Raw genomic sequence first — 15,770 nt, 5'->3', positions numbered from 1 at the left:
ACTATCAGTCAGCTCATGGTTTCAACGACTATGGCATCCGGCCTTAGTGCCGGGCAAACGATACGGTGACATTGCCAGCACATCGCTGTCCGGTGCTCAATACGGATTGGAACAGCAAGCGAACACTTCACCGATCGTTAGCTACCTCAGCCGTTGTGAACTCGAATCCTCCGATACGCGCCGCAATCTGGTTGTAAACCCAGGCACCGACCAGCGTGAAAACGAACCCGATCAGGGTGTAGAGCAGCGGCATCAGGACCAGCATCACGATCGAGAAGCCGGCGCCCTGCCCCTGCCCCATCAGGGCCGGGATGGTCATCAGCAGCGTGAACGGGAGCGAGATCACGAAATACAGGGCCGCCATCACCTTGGCGTTCTGCAGGATGGAAACGCTGACGACTTGCTTTTTCATGGGATGCCTTGTCGATACCAGGTTAAGTTGCACCAATGTAACGTACTAGATAGCAAGTGAACAAGTAAAAACGCCGGCGGTCAGCGGCCGGCCGGCGTCCTGGCAAGGCGGCAAGCGCGGCTAGCTGTCGAGCGCCGTACGGATGCCGCCCACGAAATCGCGCACCGCCGCCACTGCATGCTCCGCGCCGGCGTTCTCGATTTCCTGAATGATGCGGCTGCCGATCACCACCGCATCGGCCACCGAGGCCACGGCCCTGGCGGTTGCCGCATCGCGGATGCCGAAGCCGACGCCGATCGGCAGGCTCACGTGTTCGCGGATCGCGGCCACGCGGCGCGCCACGTCCTCGGTGTCGATGCTGCCGGCGCCGGTGACGCCTTTCAGCGACACGTAATAGCTGAAGCCGCTGCCGTAGCGGGCTACCTGCCTGATGCGTTCCGTGGTCGAGGTCGGGGCCAGCAGGAAGATCAGGTCGAGGCCGGCCGCGCGCATGGCGTCGGCAAAGGCTTCGCACTCTTCCGGCGGGTAGTCGACCACGATGGCGCCGTCGGCGCCGGCCTCTTTTGCGCAGCGGATGAACTCGTCCGGGCCGATGCGCTCGATCGGGTTGGCGTAGCCCATCAGGACCACCGGCGTGCTGGCATTCGTCTTGCGGAACTCGCGCACGAAATTAAAGACATCGGGCAGGCCGATGCCGAATTTCAGGGCGCGTTCGCAGGCGCGCTGGATGACCGGGCCTTCGGCCATCGGGTCGGAGAAGGGAACGCCGAGTTCGAGGACGTCGGCGCCGCCTTCGACCAGCGCGTGCATCAGCGGCACGGTCAGGTCGGGGCCGGGGTCGCCGGCGGTGATGAAGGTGACGAGGCCGGTTTTATCTTGTTCGCGCAGGGTCGCGAAGGTGTGTTCGATGCGGGACATAATTGTGCTTTCGGTGTGGATGAGGGATGCGTGGATCGGTCAGCTGAAATCCAGCCCCATCCTCTGCGCCACCGTGTGCATGTCCTTGTCCCCGCGTCCCGACAGATTCACCAGGATGTTCTGGTCCTGCGGCAGCGTCGCCGCCAGCTTCACCGCATACGCAATCGCGTGCGAGGATTCCAGCGCCGGAATGATGCCTTCGATGCGGCAGCAGTCGTGGAACGCCTGCAACGCTTCGTCATCGGTAATCGACACGTATTCCGCGCGCGCCGAATCCTTGAGCCAGGCGTGCTCGGGCCCCACGCCCGGATAATCCAGGCCGGCCGAGACCGAATGGGTCTCGATGATCTGGCCGTTCGCATCCTGCAGCAGGTAGGTACGGTTCCCGTGCAGCACGCCCGGGAAGCCGGCCGACAGCGAAGCCGCGTGCTTGCCCGAATCGAGTCCCTCGCCCGCCGCCTCGACGCCGACCAGTTTCACGCCCGGCTCGTCGATGTAGGGATAGAAGATGCCCATCGCGTTCGAGCCGCCGCCGATGCAGGCCACCACGTAGTCGGGCTGGCGGCCGGTCATTTCCGGCATCTGCACGCGGCATTCCTCGCCGATCACCGACTGGAAGTCGCGCACCATCATCGGGTACGGGTGCGGGCCGGCCACGGTGCCGATGATGTAGAAGGTGTTCTCGATGTTCGTCACCCAGTCGCGCATCGCTTCGTTCAGCGCGTCCTTCAGGGTCTTGCTGCCCGACTCTACCGGCACCACGGTCGCGCCCAGCAGCTTCATGCGGTAGACGTTCTGGGCCTGGCGCTTGACGTCCTCGGCGCCCATGTAGACGATGCATTCGAGGCCGAAGCGGGCGCAGATGGTGGCCGTGGCCACGCCGTGCTGGCCGGCGCCGGTCTCGGCGATGATGCGGGTCTTGCCCATGCGCCGCGCCAGCAGGGCCTGGCCGATCACGTTGTTGATCTTGTGGGCGCCGGTGTGGTTCAGGTCTTCGCGCTTGAAGAATACCTGCGCGCCACCGGCAAGTTCCGACCAGCGCTTGGCGTGGTACACGGGCGACGGACGGCCGACGAAGTGGGCCAGCTCGTAGCGGAATTCTTCGAGGAATTCGGCGTCGTGCGAATAGCGCGCGTAGGCTTCGTTCAGTTCGGCCAGCGCGTGACTCAGCGTCTCGGCGACGAAGCTGCCTCCGTAGGGGCCGAAGTGGCCGCGCGCGTCGGGGAACTGGTATTCGGTGGTCTGGAACAGGGCGTTCGGGCCGCGCTCGGCGATTGCTTCAACTGCTGCGTCCAGGGCTACTTCCTGTACTTCCTTGATGGTCATGATGGGTCTCGCTATGGGTGATGGCATCGGCTGCCCGCACCGCGGCGACAAAGGCCGCGATCTTGCGGGCGTCCTTGATCCCCTTCGCTTCCTCGACACCACTGCTGATGTCGACGGCGTAGGGGCGTACGCGGACCGTTGCGTCAGTCGCGTTTTGCACGCTCAAGCCACCACTCAAAACGACCCGAGGCGCGAGCTCTTTTGGAATAAGAGACCAATCGAAGACCTTTCCTGCGCCGCCGTAGACGTCCACGTGGGCATCGAGCAACAGACTCGAAAACCAGGGGCTGGCAGCGCGGTATGCGAGTTCGCATTCTAGCAGTTCGGCGTGCGCCGTGTCCGGCTTGACGCGGAAGGCACGCACGAATGGACGCTTCACCACAGCCGCAATCGTCGCGCATTCGTCAGGCGTTTCGTCGCCGTGGAACTGCAGCAGCGCCACCGGCGCCGCATCGAGCACCGCCCTCACTTCGCCCAGCGTGGCGTTCACGAACAGCGCGGTGGCGCTGACGTAGGGCGGCACCAGCCGGCCCAGTTCGGCAAAGCGCTCTGGCGTGACGTAGCGCGGGCTCTTCGGGTAGAACACGAAGCCGAGGGCGTCGGCGCCGGCATCGACGGCCGCGTGCAAATCCTGCTCGCGGGTGATGCCGCAGATCTTGATGCGGGTGCGTTGTTGATTCATAGCTTACAGCCAGGGCAGTGGCGAGACCGCCTCCTGCGGCAGTCCCCACTTCGGATCGTAATCGATTTTGGCGAAGTACAGGCCGTCCGGCATGAAGGTGGGCGCGGCGGCGTCGCGGTCGCGCGCGGCCAGCACCTCGGCCATCCAGCCCGGCTCGTTGCGGCCGATGCCGACATACACCAGGGCGCCGACGATGTTGCGCACCATGTGGTGCAAAAAGGCGCTGGCGCGCACGGTGAACACGATGATGTCGCCGCGGCGCTCGATGCCGATGTGCTGCATGTCCTTCACCGGCGTGTTCGCCTGGCAGCCCGAGGCGCGGAACGAGGAAAAGTCGTGCAGGCCGATCAGGTGCGCAGCCGCTTCGCGCATGCGCTCGACGTCGAGCGGGCGGAACACCCAGCCGGCGCGCCCGGCCAGCAGCGCCGATGGGTTGGCGTTGTTGTACAGGACGTAGTGGTAGGTGCGCGCGCGCGCCGAAAAACGCGCGTGGAAATCCTGGCCATCGGGGTCGGGCGCCACTTCGTGGGCCCAGCGCACCGTGACCGAATCGGGCAGGAAGGTATTCGTGCCGCGCACCCAGCTCTGCATCGGGCGATCGAGTTCGGTGTCGAAGTGGACCACCTGCTCGACCGCGTGCACGCCGGAATCGGTGCGGCCGGCGCAGGTCGTGGCCAGCCTGGTGCGGGCGAACTTCTCGAGGGCGATCTCGAGGGCGTCCTGCACGGTGTCACGGCTCGGCTGTTTCTGGTATCCATTCCAGCCGGTGCCGACGTACTGGAGTCCTAGTGCGATGCGCCTCACGCCAACTGGGCACGCATGGCGCTCGCGCGGCCGGCCTGCTCGCTGCTGCCGCCCTTGATGACTTCGTCGAGCAGCTCGCGCGCGCCTTCCTTGTCGCCGATTTCCTGGTAGGCGATCGCCAGGTCGAGCTTGGTTTCCATTTCCATCTGGGCCGGGGTCAGTTCGGAGTGAGCGCCCTCGCCTTCGGGAGCAAACTGCGTGGACTCGGCAAACTGCGGCGCGGCAACGTCACCCGCCGGCAGGTCGAGGTCGAAGCTGTCCATGTCGAAGCGCGGCACCGGGGTGCCCGGGTTCGGGATGGCCGGCACGGCGTCCAGCGCGAACGGATCGTCCTGCGGTGCAGCCGGCGCGGCCGGCTGGCCGAAGTCCAGGGTGTCGAGGTCGAACAGCGGGTCCTTCGCTAGCGCCGGCGATTCGGCGGCAGGCGTGGATGCAAAGTCGAGGCTCAGATCGTTCGAGAAGTCGAGGTCCTGGTCCAGGGTATCCGGATTCGCCGGCGTGGCCGGGGTCACCGGCGTGTCGTCGGCCAGGCTGAAGTCCATGGCGTCGAGGTCGAACAGCGGGTCCTTCAGGTCCGACGCGGCCGGGCTCTGCGGCACTTCCGGCAGCGGCGGCAGCTCGAATTCCTTGGCCAGTTCCGCCATGTCGATGTCGGTGACCGGGCCGTTCTTCGACAGGTCGAGCACGAAGCCGTCGTCGTCGTCCAGCGGCGCCAGGGCGGCCGCTTGTGCCGATTGTGCCGGCTGCGCGCTGTCGAAATCCATGTCGAAGGACAGGTCGTCCAGGCTGTTCGCGGCCACGCTGCCGGCAGGCGTCGCGTCCGGTTCGAGCGGCGCGAACGGCTCCATGTCGAACTGGAGGTCCGGCACGGCGGAATCGGCCGCCGGCATGGCGGTGATGTCGTTGCGGCCGAACGAAGCCGGCTCGCTGGCCGGGACCGGCTCGAAGCTCAGGCCGCCCAGGTCGAAGTCGAGCAGGTTGTCATCCAACTTCGCGTCCCTGGCGTCCTGCGGCACGGCGGTGTCGTCCGCCTGCGGCAGCGCGGTCGCGTTCTTGTCGAGGCTGACGCTGCCGAGGCCGAAGCCGGTATCGAGCGGCGCGCCGGTGAGGGCGTCGGTGGTGGACACCGGCTCGATGAACCCGGTGTCCTCGGCGCGGCTGCGGAAGGCCTGTTCCAGCTGCTGCGAGAGCAGGGTCTGCGGATTGTTGTCGTCTTGCGCGGCAATCGCCCCGGCGGCAATGCCGGCCGCGCCCGCCGCTACCGCACCGGCGCCGATACCGCTGCCGGCGGCCGCGGCGTACATCGGGTTGGCCGGATCCAGGGCCAGGCCCATGCCGGCCGCCTGCGCCCATTCGTCGCCCTTGCCGCCGGTGAGGCTGTACAGCTCGGTGGCCTGGGTCTCGAAGGCGCGCACATCCTTGCGCGCGGCGTAGATTTCCAGCAGCTTCAGGCGCACCGGATGGCGCAGCGGGTCGTTGCGCAGGGCTTCCTTGAGGATGTCCTCGGCCTGGGTGTCGAAGTTATAGGCCAGGTACAGCTCGGCTTCTGCCAGGGGGTCGACCTCGTTGGTGTCGAGCTGGCTGGCCGAGGGGGCGAAGCTGGAATTGAAGACGCTGTCGCTGGTGTCGATGCTCTGGCCGCCGGTTTCGGCGTACAGCGATTGCGCCGAGGATGGCTGGGCGGCGGCGCCCAGGATGCTCGGCTCGGCCGCAGGGGCCGTGGTGCCTTTCGTTGCCGGCTTCTTCTTGCGCCGCTGCGACAGGCCGAGGGCGGCCAGCGCCAGCACGGCCACGCCCGCGCCGATGACGGTGATGTTCTCCATCAGCGTGTCAAACAGCGACTTTTCCGGAGGCGGCGCCGGCTTGGCGGCCTTCGGCTTGATCTTCGGCGCCGGCTGGGCAGGCGCTTCGGCTGCCTCGTTGGGCGGGACCAAGGGCTTGATGCCGTCGGCGGCCGCACCGGCAGCAGCGGCGCCAGCGCCGTTCTTCACCGTGATCAGCTCTTCCAGCTTGTTGACGTTGGTTTCCAGTTCCTTCACGCGCTGCTGGGCGTCGGCCAGTTCCTTTTCGCGGGCGATCGTATCTTCGGTGTTCGTCGCACCCGTGGCGTTGGCGCCGCCGGCGGCGCCGGTTGCCGGGGCCGGCGTGGCCCGCGACAGGCGCAGCTGGTCCTCGGATGCGTTGGCGGCGGTCGGGCGTTCCTGCACCCGGGCCGTGATGCGGCCGGTGGCGCTCTGCCCTGCCGCCGTATCGCGCGCCGGGGTGCTGGTGGCCACCTGGCCGGCCAGCTTGGCGCGGTAGGCGTCGAAGTCGGCCGCATGCGCGACCACGGTGCCGCGCGCATCCTCGGCATCGCCGCCGCGCAGGGTGTCGCCGGCGGGCACGGCCAGGATCTGGCCCGACTTCAGGCGGTTCATGTTGTTGCCGATGAAGGCGTCCGGGTTCGCGCGGTAGAGTGCGACCAGCATCATGTCGAGCGAGACGTCGGTGGGCTTCAGGCGCACCGCGATGTCGCTCAGGGTGTCGCCGCGGCGGACGCGGTAGCGCGAGGCGGCGTTCGGCGAACGCGGGCCGGCCTCCTCGGCGGCGCGGGTGCTGCGTTGCGGGCGGGTGGCCGGGGCCGGCGCTGCCGAAGGGTCGGCTGCAGGCGCGGTGGCAGGCGCGGCGGCGCGCGGACGCTGTGCAGCCGGGGCGGCGGCAACCTGCGCCGGCTGCGGCGCGCGCAGTTCGGCCGGGTCGAGCAGGAAGGTGTATTCGCGCACCAGGCGGCCGTTGTCCCAGGCCAGTTCCAGCAGCAGGTCGACGAAAGGCTCGTTCAGCGGCTGCGTCGAGCTGATGCGCACGAACTGGCGGCCGCCCCGCTGTTCGACATTGAAGCGCAACGCCAGCAGCGCCGGGTTGAATTCGATATTCGCGGCGCGGTAGGCCTCGGCCGAGGCCAGCTTGGCAACCAGGCCGCCCGCTTCCTCGGTCGATACCGCGGTCAGCTCGATCTCGGCGCGCAGTGGCTGGCCGAGGGCGGACAGCACCGTCAGCTTGCCCAGTCCCGCTGCCGACGCCGCCGAAGACAGAAGCACTGCACTGGCGACCGCGGCGGTGAGTGTTTTCAGCGCGGACGACATGATCTGAGGACGGCGGTTCAGTGGCATAGTGGGGACGGGTAGGTTAGCTGGGAAAGGACGGAATCCCGGAAGTCTGAACATATCATCATGCACTAGAGCATGCAAGCGCTACGGGGCGTAGCGGCGTGTTTCTGTGGGGTAAAAGCTTGTTTGGTGACGATTCGATATCGTTACGCGGGGCGGGAAATTAGCGCGGGAATAACAGGTGTGAGCGTGGAGATAACGTAGGGGGGCTCGTATCACCGGTCCACCGATGTCCGGTGAGCGATACGGCGGCGGTCGAACATTTCGTAGGGTGGGCACTTGTGCCCACGCGGTATGGTACGGTCGATCGATCGTGGGTAATTTTCGATCAATCCTGCGCCGCACCGCGTGGGCTCAAGAGCCCACCCTACAAATAACGGCTTACTTCTCCAGCACGATCCGCAGCATGCGGCGCAGCGGCTCGGCCGCGCCCCACAGCAGCTGGTCGCCGACGGTGAACGCCGACAGATACTCAGGCCCCATCGACATCTTGCGCAGGCGGCCCACCGGAATCGTCAGGCTGCCGGTCACCGCTGCCGGCGACAAGTCATGCACCGAGGCTTCGCGCGTGTTCGGCACGACCTTCACCCACTGGTTGTGCGAGGCGATGATGTCGTTGATCTCGTCGAGCGGCACGTCTTTTTTCAGCTTGATGGTCAGCGCCTGCGAGTGGCAGCGCATCGCGCCGATGCGCACGCACAGGCCGTCGACCGGAATCGCGGCGGAACCGAAGGCGTCGCCCAGGCCGAGGATCTTGTTGGTCTCGGCGCCGGCCTTCCACTCTTCCTTCGACTGGCCATTGCCCAGGTCCTTGTCGATCCACGGGATCAGGTTGCCGGCCAGCGGCGCGCCGAACTGCTTGATCTCGTCGGGCGCGTAGCCGTGCTGGGTAGCCAGCACGGTGCGGTCGATTTCGAGGATGGCCGAGGCCGGGTTGTCCAGCAGCGGCTTGACGGCCGCGTTGATGCTGCCGAACTGCGTCAGCAGTTCGCGCATGTGCTGGGCGCCCCCGCCGGAAGCTGCCTGGTAGGTCATGGACGTCATCCACTCGACCAGGCCCTGCTCGAACAAACCGCCCAGGCCCATCAGCATGCACGACACGGTGCAGTTGCCGCCGATGTAGTTCTTCACGCCGCGCGCGAGGGCGCTGTCGATCACGTCGCGGTTGACCGGATCGAGCACGATGACGGCGTCGTCGTTCATGCGCAGGGTGGAGGCGGCGTCGATCCAGTAGCCGTTCCAGCCGGCTGCGCGCAGCTGCGGGTACACCTCGCCCGTATAGTCGCCGCCCTGGCAGGAGATGATGATCTCGCACTTCGACAGCTCGGCGATGTCGGTGGCGCTCTTCAGGGTGGTTTCGTTCTTCGCCATTGCCGGGGCCTTGCCGCCGGGGTTCGAGGTGGTGAAGAACACGGGTTCGATGTGGGCGAAATCGCCCTCTTCCTGCATGCGCTGCATCAGGACCGAACCGACCATGCCGCGCCAACCAACCAGGCCTACTAACTTCATTTTTTTCCTTTAGGGGTTATTCATTGATACGTTAACGATGATCGGGGTGCATCGGTGGACACGGGTGCCAACAATGATCGACGGTCACGCGTGGGGCACTCTGCCAACAATGCTCGACGGTCACGCGTGGGCACGAGTGCCCACCCTACGGTTCGTTGCGAGCACCGGCGTTAGCGCAGTGCCGGGTCGTTGCGAGCACGTGCGTTAGCGGTGTGCCGGGTCGTTGCGAGCACACGCGTTAGCGGTGTGCCGGTTCGTTGCGAGCACGCGCGTCAGCGCAGTGCCGCTACCACCGCGTCGCCCATCTGCCGGGTGCCGACGCGCTGGGTGCCATCCTCGAATATATCCGGTGTGCGCAATCCTTGCTGGAGGACGCTTTTGACGGCGGTCTCGATGCGGTCGGCCTGTTCGGCCTTATTCAGCGAGTAACGCAGCATCATCGCGGCGGACAGGATCGTGGCCAGCGGATTCGCCACGCCCTTGCCGGCGATGTCGGGCGCTGAGCCGTGCGAGGGTTCGTACAGGCCCTTGTTGTTGGCGTCGAGCGAGGCCGAGGGCAGCATGCCGATCGAGCCGGTCAGCATGGCGGCGGCGTCGGACAGGATGTCGCCGAACATGTTGCCGGTGACGATGACGTCGAACTTCTTCGGCGCGCGCACCAGCTGCATCGCGGCGTTATCGACGTACATGTGTTCGAGCGCGACGTCCGGGTATTCCCTGTGCACGTCGGTTACCACGTCGCGCCAGAACTGGAAGGTTTCCAGCACATTCGCCTTGTCGACGCTGGTCACGCGCTTGTCCCGCTTTTGCGCGGCCTGGAAGGCGACGTGGGCGATGCGGCGGATTTCGCCCTCGGCATAGCGCATCGTGTCGAAGCCTTCGCGCTGGCCCTTGAACGGGCCGTCGGGGCATTCGCGCACGCCGCGCGGCTTGCCGAAATAGATGTCGCCGGTCAGTTCGCGGATGATCAGGATGTCCAGGCCGGCCACCACTTCCGGCTTCAGCGTCGAGGCGCCGGCCAGTTCCGGGTACAGGATCGCCGGGCGCAGGTTGGCGAACAGGCCGAGTTCCTTGCGCAAGCCGAGGATGGCCTGCTCCGGGCGCAGCGCGCGTTCCAATGCATCGTATTGGTAGTCGCCGACGGCGCCGAACAGCACCGCGTCGGCTTCCTTCGCCAATTTGAGCGTGCCTTCGGGTAGCGGGTGGCCGTGGGCGGCGTAGCCGGCGCCGCCGACTTCCGCGCGTTCCATTTCAAACGGTTCGCCCAGTGCGTCGAGCACGCGCACGGCCTGGTCGACGATCTCGGGGCCGATGCCGTCGCCCGGCAGGATGGCAATCTTCATGGGGCTCCTTCAGATGGTGTTGGCCAGCCAGGGCTGGCGCGCCAGGTGGCGTTCTTCAAAGGCGCGGATCTCGTCGGCGTGGCGCAGGGTCAGGCCGATGTCGTCCAGGCCGTTCAGCAGGCAGTACTTGCGGAAGTCGTCGATGGCGAACTCGAAGCCGATGCGTCCGTCGACGGTGCGCAGTACCTGGTTTTCCAGGTCCACCACCAGCTTGAAGCCTGCAAAGGCTTTCACTTCATTGAACAACTGGTCGATCTGCGCTTCGGTGAGCACGATCGGCAGCAGGCCGCTCTTGTAGCAGTTGTTGAAGAAGATGTCGGCAAAGCTCGGCGCGACAATCGCCCGGAAGCCGTACTGCTGCAGGGCCCAGGGCGCGTGCTCGCGCGAGGAGCCGCAGCCGAAGTTCTTGCGCGCCAGGAGGATCGAGGCGCCGGCATAGCGCGGCTGGTTCAGCACGAAGTCCGGGTTCAGCGGACGCTTGCTGCAATCCTGGCCCGGTTCGCCGTGGTCGAGGTAGCGCCACTCGTCGAACAGGTTCGGGCCGAAGCCGGTGCGGCGGATCGACTTCAGGAACTGCTTCGGGATGATGGCGTCGGTATCGACATTGGCGCGGTCGAGCGGCGCCACCAGGCCTTCGTGTACGGTGAATTTGTCCATCTGCTGTTCCTGTGTTCGGATGCGGCGTATGCGCCTGCCGCATGCTCTTGTTTATTTATTTGCCGCCGGCGCCGGTGACAACCTGGCCGACCTTCTGCACGTCGCGGCCGAAGCCCGAGATGGTGTTGCAGCCGGTGAGAACGATGGCGACGAGAGCGAGGGCGAATGCTTTTTTCATGGTGATATCGAAGTCAAAAAATACGGATTCTACAATGCGCGCACATCGACGAAGTGGCCGGCGATCCCTGCTGCAGCCGCCATCGCCGGCGACACCAGGTGGGTGCGGCCGCCCTGCCCCTGGCGCCCTTCGAAGTTGCGGTTCGAGGTCGAGGCGCAGCGTTCGCCCGGTTCCAGGCGGTCGGCGTTCATCGCCAGGCACATCGAGCAGCCCGGCTCGCGCCACTCGAAGCCGGCGGCCTTGAAGATGGCGTCCAGGCCTTCGCGCTCGGCCTGCTCTTTTACAAGACCGGAGCCCGGCACCACCATCGCCAGCTTGACGTTGGAGGCGCGCTGGCGTCCGCGCACCACGGCCGCGGCGGCGCGCAAGTCCTCGATGCGCGAATTGGTGCAGGAACCGATGAAGACCTTGTCGATGCGGATATCCTCGATGGCGGTGTTCGGCGCCAGCGCCATGTAGGTCAGCGCCTTTTCGATGGCGTCGCGGCGCACGGCGTCCTTTTCCTGCTCGGGATCGGGCACGCGGCCGTCGATGGCCGTCACCATCTCGGGCGAGGTGCCCCAGGTGACTTGCGGACGGATCTCGGCTGCGTTCAACGTGACCACCAGGTCGAAGCGGGCGCCCGGGTCGGAATGCAGGGTGCGCCAGTAGCCCACGGCCTGTTCCCACTGCGGGCCGACGGGCGAGAAGGGACGGCCCTTCACGTAGTCGACCGTCGTGTCGTCGACGGCCACCATGCCGGCGCGCGCGCCCGCTTCGATGGCCATGTTACAGACCGTCATGCGGCCTTCCATCGACAGCGCACGGATGGTCGAGCCGCCGAATTCGATGGCGTAGCCGGTTCCGCCGGCGGTGCCGATCTTGCCGATCACGGCCAGCACGATGTCTTTCGCCGTCACGCCTTTCGGCAGCGCGCCGTCGACCTGCACCAGCATGGCTTTCGATTTCTTGGCCAGCAGGGTCTGGGTGGCCAGCACGTGCTCGACTTCCGAGGTGCCGATGCCGTGCGCCAGGCAGCCGAAGGCGCCGTGTGTCGAGGTATGCGAGTCGCCGCAGACCACAGTCATGCCGGGCAAGGTCGCGCCCTGCTCCGGTCCGATCACGTGGACGATGCCCTGGCGCTTGTCGTTCATGTCGAAGTAGGTCAGGCCGAAACTCTTCGCGTTGGCGTCGAGCGTCTCCACCTGCAGGCGCGAAGTCGGATCGGCGATGCCCTGGCGGCGGTCGGTGGTCGGCACGTTGTGGTCGGCCACCAGCAAATTGGCGGCGTTGCGCCAGAGCGGACGGCCGGTCTCGCGTAGCCCCTCGAAGGCCTGCGGGCTGGTGACTTCGTGTACCAGGTGGCGGTCGATGTACAGCACCGTCGTTCCGTCGGCATCGGCACGCACAACGTGGGCGTCCCAGAGTTTGTCGTAGAGGGTCTTCAGCATGCGGTTTCCTGTGGCGGGCGCTTGAAAATAGAGATGCGTTTTTTGATTATGCCCATGATTGTGCAGTGCGGCAAGCGAGCTGTTTTGCACGATTCTGCCAATAAAAGCCATTCGATGCAAATTTCGTTTGCACGTGAACACAGGAATGCAAATAAAAAAGCCTGTACACAAGATGTACAGGCTTTTTGTTGCAAGAGCCGCGGCGGGCCCTTTTCACGGATTTGGTGCGTTGCTACGCCGCCATGCGCACCGTGCTGCGGCAGCCATCCATCAGGAAGGACAGGCCCACGACCAGCACCAGCTCGCCTTCGGCCGAACGCGCGGTACCGGTGATGCCTTCGACGGTCAGCGCCGTCATCGGCTTGATCACCAGGTCGGCCGTGCCGTCCACCGCTTCCACCGCCAGGATGTAAGGCTGCGGGGCGTTGATGACGATGCCGACGCGTTCCGGCGCTTCTTCGTAGCCGAGCGCGCCGGCCAGCGAACGCACCGGCAGCGGACGGCCCTGGTCTTTCAGCACCGGAGCGCCGCCGACCATCGAGAACTCTTCCGGCAGCTCGACCACGCGCTCGACCACCGCCATCGGCAGCGCCAGCGAGGCGCCCGAGGTGGAGACCAGCATGGTCGGCACGATCGACAGTTCGATCGGCAGGCGGATCGCGAACTTGGTGCCGGAACCGAGCTGGGAATCGATGCGGATCGCGCCGCGGTTCTTTTCCACCGCAGTCTTGACCACGTCCATGCCCACGCCGCGGCCCGAGACCGAGGAAGCAACTTCCTTGGTCGAGAAGCCCGGCAGGAACACCAGCTGGTAGGCGTCTTCGTCGTTCGGGGCGCCGTTCTCGCTGATCAGGCCCTTCTCGAACGCTTTTTTGCGCAGCTTGATCGGGTCCATGCCCTTGCCGTCGTCCTGCAGCACGATCATGACGCTGTTGGCTTCCTGCCATGCTTTCAGCAGGATAAAGGCCTTTGCAGGCTTGCCGGCGGCGACGCGGTCCTGCGGCGATTCGACGCCGTGGTCCAGCGCGTTGCGCAGCATGTGCACCAGCGGATCGTACAGGCTGTCCACCACCACGCGGTCGACTTCGGTCTCGGCGCCTTCGATGGTCAGCTCGACGTCCTTGCCGAGGTCTTTCGCCAGTTCGCGCACCAGGCGCGGGAACTTTTGAAATAAGCGTCCCACCGGCTGCATGCGGGTCGCCAGCGTGGCGCGCTGCAGTTCGGCCGAGTAGCGCGAGGCGCGCTCCAGGGTTTCGGTCAGGGTCGCCATCAGGGTGGCGGCCTGGCCTTCGAACTTGAACTGCGACAGGCGCTCCAGCAGCACGGCAGCCTGGTTGGCGGCCTGCACCGATTCGCCGGCCACTTCCAGCAGCGCGTCGAGCTTCACCGCATCGATACGGATGCTTTCGTCCTTGGCCGGCGCGGCGGCGGCGCGGGCATCGGCCACCTTGGTGTCGCCACGGCGTTCGATGCCATCCCAGCCCGGCTTGTTGCCCGCAGCCGGGGCAGCCGGGGCGACAGCGGCAGGGGCGGTTTCGGCCGCTGCGGCTACTGCTCCTGTGGCGGCGGCGACAGGTGCGGCAGGGGCGGCAACAGGCGCAGCGGCGGCAATCGCATTCGCGGCCGGGACCACGGCGTTGTACATCCCGGTCCAGTCGAGGCCATCTTCACCAACGGCGGCGGCAGGTGCGGCGACCGGCGCGGCGGCAGCAAGCGGCGCGGCCACGGGAGCCGGAGCAGCCGCTGGCGCAGGCGCGGCCTCGGCCTTGCCTTCGATCGCATCCATCAGGATGCGTTCCAGGTCTTGCGGCATGGGCGCGAGCTGTTCCGGCGCGGCGCCGTTGTTCAGGTCGTTCAGCTGGTCGGCCACGAAGCCCGATGCCTGCAGCGCCGCTTCGATCGACAGCGGGGTGACGGGTGCGGCGCCGGTGCGCAGCGCGTCGAACAGGTTTTCGGTCAGGTGGCAGGCCGCGACCAGCGCGGGCAGGCCCATGAAGCCGGCGCCGCCCTTGATGGTGTGGAACGAGCGAAACACCGCATTCAGCGTTTCCTTGTTCTCGGGGTCGCGTTCGAGGCGCAGCAGGTGCTCTTCAACATTGACTGCCAGATCCATCGCCTCGACGACGAAGTCCTTGAGCATATCGTCCATTAGAATCCCAGATCGGCAAGAAGGTCGTCGACATTGTCCTGGTCCAGCGCTACGTCAGGCACGGACGGGCCTTGCATCAGTACGACTGGCGCGGCTTCCTTCTCGGCCAGCTTGGCGCGGGTTTCCGGCGGCGCATTGTCGCGCAGCAGCTGGGCCAGCTCGTTCTCGACGGTCTTGGTGATCGTGACCACTTTCTTGATCAGCTGGCCGGTGATGTCCTGGAAATCCTGGGCCATCATGATGTCGAGCAGGCGCGCCTTTTCGGCTTCGGTGGCCACCGATACGGCCTGCGCAAACTGGCGCGAATCGCCGGCCAGGGCCTTGAATTCGTCCAGGCCGAGCTTGCCGGAGAACAGATCGTTCCAGCGCTTGTCCATGTCCTGCGCCTGCTTCGACAGCTTGTCCTGCGCCGGCATGCCTTCGTCCAGGGTGTTCAGCACCTTGTTGGCGGCCTGTTCGGTCAGGGTGGCGACGTATTCCAGGCGGTCCTGGGCGTCCACGATCTGAGACGAAGCTTCGGTCAGCGCGCGGTCGTAGCCGAGCTCGCGCAGCGAGTCGTGTAGCAGGCGCACGATGCCGCCCAGGCGCTCGTACATGTTGCCGCCCTCGCCTTCGGCGGCGTCGCCCGGGGTGCCAGCGACAGGCGCGGTTGCGGCTGCGGAAGAGGCTGCCGGCACGGCGGGAGCCGTGGCAGCGACTGCTGCGGCCACTGGCGCGCTGGCGGCTACCTGGTCAAACAAGGCGTCGAGGTCGTCCTCGTCGGCGAGTTGTGCTGCGGGAGCGGCTGCGGGGGCGGCAGGAGCCGGCGCCGCGCTGGCACGCTGGGCCGCCACTTCCTCGAATAGTGCGTCGAAATCGTCAGCGGCGTCGGTCATAATCCCTGCTTCTCCATAATATAAATGTCGCGGTCTGCGTGCTTCGGTCCGTTGGTATTGCGGACTTCCGCGCGCATTACTTTCCTCGCAGGAAGCCCAAAATTCAGTTAGCGAGTGTAGCAGTGTGGTTGCCGTAGGTAAATGTCGGCGATCGCGGTACAACAAAATGGACAAGGAAACTTAATTCCGCGACAATAAAACCATGCGGTTCCTGAATCTTTTCACAAGCCAGGTGTTGTTTTGTGGTCGCGTCGATTGTGCACGGTTTTCCGGAGCGGTCCTTTGCTAGCGAGCTCATGTTTGAGCAAACTCAAGGGCTTGCGTCATCGCAATCACACGGC

At 65.9% G+C, this 15,770-nt stretch carries 13 protein-coding genes; all 13 read right to left on the bottom strand.

The genetic code is table 11. The features are described 5' to 3' along the window. Positions 1-127: 127 nt before the first annotated feature. Positions 128-412 (bottom strand): hypothetical protein, encoded by a 285-nt coding sequence (locus QWL29_RS14650; protein WP_305823621.1) that lies wholly within the window; start codon positions 410-412, stop codon positions 128-130. Positions 413-532: 120 nt separating this feature from the next. Next, complete coding sequence (gene trpA / locus QWL29_RS14645) at positions 533-1,330, bottom strand: tryptophan synthase subunit alpha (RefSeq protein WP_305823620.1); 798 nt, start codon at positions 1,328-1,330, stop codon at positions 533-535. A 39-nt stretch (positions 1,331-1,369) separates the two neighbouring features. Beyond that, positions 1,370-2,656: a tryptophan synthase subunit beta gene (trpB, locus tag QWL29_RS14640; RefSeq protein WP_305823619.1), complete on the bottom strand. Its 1,287-nt coding sequence runs from the start codon at positions 2,654-2,656 to the stop codon at positions 1,370-1,372. After that, the gene (locus QWL29_RS14635) at positions 2,610-3,338 is read right to left on the bottom strand and encodes a phosphoribosylanthranilate isomerase (RefSeq protein WP_305823618.1); all 729 of its coding nucleotides are present in this window, start codon (positions 3,336-3,338) and stop codon (positions 2,610-2,612) included. The genes trpB and QWL29_RS14635 overlap by 47 nt, the downstream gene beginning before the upstream one ends. 3 nt (positions 3,339-3,341) lie before the next feature. Beyond that, a complete protein-coding gene (truA, locus tag QWL29_RS14630; RefSeq protein WP_305823617.1) occupies positions 3,342-4,142 on the bottom strand; it encodes a tRNA pseudouridine(38-40) synthase TruA in 801 nt (266 codons plus the stop codon). Further along, a complete protein-coding gene (locus QWL29_RS14625) occupies positions 4,139-7,219 on the bottom strand; it encodes a motility hub landmark protein FimV (protein ID WP_305823616.1) in 3,081 nt (1,026 codons plus the stop codon). The genes truA and QWL29_RS14625 overlap by 4 nt, the downstream gene beginning before the upstream one ends. A gap of 450 nt (positions 7,220-7,669) precedes the next feature. Further along, a complete protein-coding gene (gene asd, locus QWL29_RS14620) occupies positions 7,670-8,797 on the bottom strand; it encodes an aspartate-semialdehyde dehydrogenase (RefSeq protein ID WP_305823615.1) in 1,128 nt (375 codons plus the stop codon). Positions 8,798-9,069: 272 nt separating this feature from the next. Next, positions 9,070-10,140, bottom strand: a complete 1,071-nt coding sequence (gene leuB, locus QWL29_RS14615; protein WP_305823614.1) for a 3-isopropylmalate dehydrogenase — start codon at positions 10,138-10,140, stop codon at positions 9,070-9,072. Between the two features lie 9 nt (positions 10,141-10,149). Further along, positions 10,150-10,797: a 3-isopropylmalate dehydratase small subunit gene (gene leuD / locus QWL29_RS14610; protein WP_305823613.1), complete on the bottom strand. Its 648-nt coding sequence runs from the start codon at positions 10,795-10,797 to the stop codon at positions 10,150-10,152. A 55-nt stretch (positions 10,798-10,852) separates the two neighbouring features. After that, the gene (locus QWL29_RS14605) at positions 10,853-10,975 is read right to left on the bottom strand and encodes an entericidin A/B family lipoprotein (RefSeq protein ID WP_305823612.1); all 123 of its coding nucleotides are present in this window, start codon (positions 10,973-10,975) and stop codon (positions 10,853-10,855) included. 29 nt (positions 10,976-11,004) lie between these two features. Then, the gene (leuC, locus tag QWL29_RS14600; protein WP_305823611.1) at positions 11,005-12,405 is read right to left on the bottom strand and encodes a 3-isopropylmalate dehydratase large subunit; all 1,401 of its coding nucleotides are present in this window, start codon (positions 12,403-12,405) and stop codon (positions 11,005-11,007) included. A 232-nt stretch (positions 12,406-12,637) separates the two neighbouring features. Then, the gene (locus QWL29_RS14595; protein WP_305823610.1) at positions 12,638-14,554 is read right to left on the bottom strand and encodes a chemotaxis protein CheA; all 1,917 of its coding nucleotides are present in this window, start codon (positions 14,552-14,554) and stop codon (positions 12,638-12,640) included. Further along, positions 14,554-15,429, bottom strand: coding sequence for a protein phosphatase CheZ (locus QWL29_RS14590; protein WP_305823609.1), 876 nt, complete (start codon positions 15,427-15,429; stop codon positions 14,554-14,556). The genes QWL29_RS14595 and QWL29_RS14590 overlap by 1 nt, the downstream gene beginning before the upstream one ends. Positions 15,430-15,770: the final 341 nt, after the last annotated feature.

Origin of the sequence: Massilia brevitalea (genome assembly GCF_030711405.1) — a bacterium.
Classification (GTDB): domain Bacteria; phylum Pseudomonadota; class Gammaproteobacteria; order Burkholderiales; family Burkholderiaceae_D; genus Telluria; species Telluria brevitalea.
This window is presented reverse-complemented; position numbering and strand designations above follow the sequence as displayed.